This window comes from Sphaerochaeta sp. S2 (genome assembly GCF_016406725.1).
In the GTDB taxonomy this organism is placed as follows: domain Bacteria; phylum Spirochaetota; class Spirochaetia; order Sphaerochaetales; family Sphaerochaetaceae; genus Sphaerochaeta.
Genome location: NZ_JAEKNT010000500.1, coordinates 1 through 3,479 on the forward strand (window position 1 = coordinate 1; position 3,479 = coordinate 3,479).

Annotated in this window: 5 protein-coding genes and 1 pseudogene; 4 read left to right on the plus strand and 2 right to left on the minus strand. The window is 45.5% G+C overall.

Features of this window, described 5'->3' with window-relative positions; all coding sequences use genetic code 11:
- The first annotated feature begins 36 nt into the window (after positions 1 to 36).
- Positions 37 to 828: a uridine phosphorylase gene (gene udp / locus JF818_RS14545; RefSeq protein ID WP_198892692.1), complete on the plus strand. Its 792-nt coding sequence runs from the start codon at positions 37 to 39 to the stop codon at positions 826 to 828.
- On the opposite strand, the gene JF818_RS14550 is transcribed toward udp, so the two are convergent.
- The gene (locus JF818_RS14550) at positions 794 to 1,195 is read right to left on the minus strand and encodes a hypothetical protein (protein ID WP_198892693.1); all 402 of its coding nucleotides are present in this window, start codon (positions 1,193 to 1,195) and stop codon (positions 794 to 796) included. The two genes, udp and JF818_RS14550, sit on opposite strands and share 35 nt — an antisense overlap.
- A 47-nt stretch (positions 1,196 to 1,242) precedes the next feature.
- Positions 1,243 to 1,557, minus strand: a complete 315-nt coding sequence (locus tag JF818_RS14555) for a hypothetical protein (protein ID WP_198892694.1) — start codon at positions 1,555 to 1,557, stop codon at positions 1,243 to 1,245.
- Positions 1,558 to 1,778: 221 nt separating this feature from the next.
- Between JF818_RS14555 and JF818_RS14560 the strand changes: the two genes are divergently transcribed.
- The 3 genes and pseudogenes from JF818_RS14560 to JF818_RS14570 form a co-directional block, all read left to right on the plus strand.
- Entirely contained in the window at positions 1,779 to 2,381 is a 603-nt protein-coding gene (locus JF818_RS14560; protein ID WP_198892695.1) for a V-type ATP synthase subunit E, read from the plus strand.
- 9 nt (positions 2,382 to 2,390) lie between these two features.
- Positions 2,391 to 2,924 carry a DUF2764 family protein gene (locus tag JF818_RS14565; protein WP_198892696.1) on the plus strand — a complete coding sequence of 178 codons (534 nt, stop codon included), beginning with the start codon at positions 2,391 to 2,393 and terminating at the stop codon, positions 2,922 to 2,924.
- 11 nt (positions 2,925 to 2,935) lie between these two features.
- Positions 2,936 to 3,479 (plus strand): annotated as a pseudogene (locus tag JF818_RS14570) (V-type ATP synthase subunit A); the annotation flags it as partial.

A 3,479-nucleotide genomic window follows, 5' to 3' on the forward strand; every position in this document is an offset into this window, starting at 1 on the left:
CAGTGGGTGATACCATGAAATCGTGAGGGAGTATCCATGTCAGACTATATGAACGGAACAGGTATTCAATACCATTTGCATATCAAAGAGGGTGATGTAGGTAGATATGTCATTCTTCCTGGTGATCCAAAGCGTGTGCCACTGATCGCAAAGTATCTTGATGATGCTGTACTGGTAGCCGATAGTAGGGAATATGTCACCTATACAGGATTCCTGGACGGAGAGAAAGTCTCAGTCACATCCACAGGTATTGGAGGTCCTTCTGCTTCCATTGCAATGGAAGAACTCTTCAAATGTGGGAGTGATACATTCATCCGCATGGGTACCTGTGGCGGTATTGCGTTGGAAGTAATGGGCGGTGATGTTGTGATTGCTACCGGTGCTGTAAGAATGGAAGGAACCAGCAGGGAATATGCACCTATTGAATTTCCTGCTGTAGCTAACTTTGAGGTTGTATCAGCATTGAAAGAGGCTGCCGACCAACTCGGGAAAAAATGCCACCTGGGGGTCGTGCAATGCAAGGACTCTTTCTACGGTCAGCATGACCCTTCCCTGATGCCGGTCAGCTATGATCTGATAAACAAATGGGAGGCTTGGAAACGACTTGGTGTCTTGGCAAGCGAGATGGAGAGTGCTGCTCTCTTTGTGGTTGCTGCACATTTGGGTGTTCGCTGTGGTAGTGATTTCTTCGTGGTGGGCAACCAGGAGCGTGAACTCCTGGGTATGGAGAACCCTAAGCTCCACGATACCGAGGATGCAATACGAGTAACAATCCAAGGGGTTCGGAATCTGATCAAAAAAGACAAGGCGAAGGCGGGCAAATCCTAGCACGTTTCTTTACCTGCAAAATAGATTCCAAGCTGAAAGGCAGGACATTTGTTCCTGCCTTTCCCAATTCACAGAAACAGTGACTTGCATGGTAGAGTTCATAGGTACCAGAGAAAGGGTAGTGTTTCCCTCTTGCTCCCAATGTACCAAAGAGTGGAAGCAGGTGGGCGGAATCCACTGCAATAAGATTGTTCATGGTATTGGGAAAGGAGAGCAACAAGTCAATTGAATGGGGCAGTAATAGGTAATCGAGAATACACCCACCCGCATTGGTGACTTTCAGGTAATAGTGTGCAAGCAGTCGATATGCCTCCTGGGCATTGCTGAAGAGCCTTACCGTACTATGTTTCTGGAATCTCCCGTACATGATATTCCTCCTTGTACATCTGTAAGAGGAATATCAACACATATGCTTCAATAGAGTAATATACCCTGTGATAGCAACAAGGCCTCTTGTGCAGCGAGCAGTTCATCCAAGTTTTCATCCTTATCAGCGGTAACCAATACTCTGATGGAAAATACTTCCAGACCAATACGCTCATAGGCATCCTGGAGAGCTGTATGCTCAAATGTTCCAAGATCAAGACGGAACCGTATAGCTTGTATATCTTTTGCCATATTTTCACTGATAAGAAGATGGACCATCCCATCGTGGAGATTTTCAATACAGATAATCCCCCGTTTACTATCGTTGGTATAGAGATGGGCATGTCTTGTTAGCATATTCATGGGAACATCCTAGCAAAAATATTGGGAAGGGTATAGAATTCCGATGATTTCTTTTGGCTATGGGGGAACAGATATAGCCAAATGGACAAAAATTGACAAATAGGTTGAAATTTTATGTTCATTGAACGATAATTCCCTACAGTTTGGCATATTTTGCGTATATAGGCAGAATCCAAATTTTTCGTGACCTATTGGAACTCATGTACAAGGTAGGAATACAGATGGCTCAACAGATTCAAGATTTGGTTGCTTCCATCCGCAGGGATGGAATTGAGGCTGCCCAGAAAGAGGCTGATCAGATTATTGCTGATGCAAAGGCTGAGGCTTCAGCATTGGTGGAGAAAGCCCGCAAAGAGGCTGCTCGGGAAATCGAGAAAGCTCACAAAGAGATTCAGACGCGGGACCAGAGTGCAATCAGTAGTCTTCAGCAGGCAAGCAGGGATGTACTGCTCTCCCTGAAGAAGGCCATACAAGCAGAACTGGACAGGATTCTTACAGCTGATATTGAGAAAGCCTATTCCAGCAAGGACCTTGTCAATGTAATTATCAAGGTTGTTTCTTCCCTTTCAGATATCGGGGGAAAGGAACTGCAGCTGAGCAAGAAAGATTTCGATCAGCTTGCAACATCCCTAAAAAAGGAACTTGGTGATGAACTCAAGAAAGGTCTTGAGATCAAGGCAGTGCCTTCTACAAGATCTGGTTTCAGGGTGAGTGAGAAGGATGGTTCAGCATTCTATGATTTCAGTGCAGAGGAGACTGCGGAACTGCTTCGTCCGTTCCTTTCTCCTTCCATCCAGGACATCGTTTTTAAAGCGGAACAATAAGGAGTTGTCGTGGCTTCCTACTATTATTTGGTAGCAACGTTACCTTCCTTACGGTATGACGGAGTGCTTCCCTTCACAACTGATACCTTTCTTTCACTCTGCAAAGATCAGGTAAGCAAGGCTCACTATCTGCTTTTGGAGCAGGCGGTAAGCGGTGTTGCATCCTCACATCACTTTCTTTCCCAGTACCAACATTTTGCTGGCATGGTTAAGAAGGAGTTGACTGAGGCAAGAAGTAGGAAACTTTCTCTCTCTGATCCTTCCTACCGAAATGATGGGGATAAAGAAGCCAAAATCAGTGATACTGTGCGTCAGGCTCTTTCCAGTGATGACGTATTACAAGCTGAAATGTTGCTGATAAGGCTGCATTGGAACTATCTGGATGATTTGAGTGCTCTTCATACATTTGATATTGAAGGGCTTCTTTCATATGCGTTGAAACTGAAAATGTTGCAAAGAAAAAGTCTTTTTACCCGAGAGGAAGGAAACGCTGAGTTCAAGCGTCTCTTTTCCAATATTCAGACTGAGATTGAGAACAATTAGTGGAGTTGGATATGGCAAATACAAGTGGGCGTGTCTTAGGCGTCAACGGGAATATGGTAACAGTCGAGTTCGACAGTGCTATTGCAAAGAATGAAGTCGGATATATCCATGTTGGTGATGATCGCCTCAAGGGTGAGGTAATCCGTATCAATGGGAATACGGCTTCCCTGCAGGTCTTCGAAATGACTGGTGGAATCCGCGTTGGGGATACAGTTGAGTTCTCCGGCGAAATGTTGAGTGTTGCCTTGGGGCCTGGGCTCTTGCAGCAGATCTATGATGGTTTGCAGAACCCCCTTCCTGAACTTGCAAAACAGTGTGGGTTCTTTCTCCAACGTGGGGTGTATCTTGATGCAATTCCCAACAATGATTGGGATTTCACCCCAGTTGCAAAGGTGGGAGACAAGCTCCGCCCAGGCGATACATTCGGCACTGTCCCAGAAGGCCTGTTCACCCACCAGATCATGATCCCATTCAATCTCAATGATACTGATTGGGAAGTGGTAAGCATCAAGGAAAAGGGTAGCTATGGCGTTCGTGATACCATTTGTACGGTAG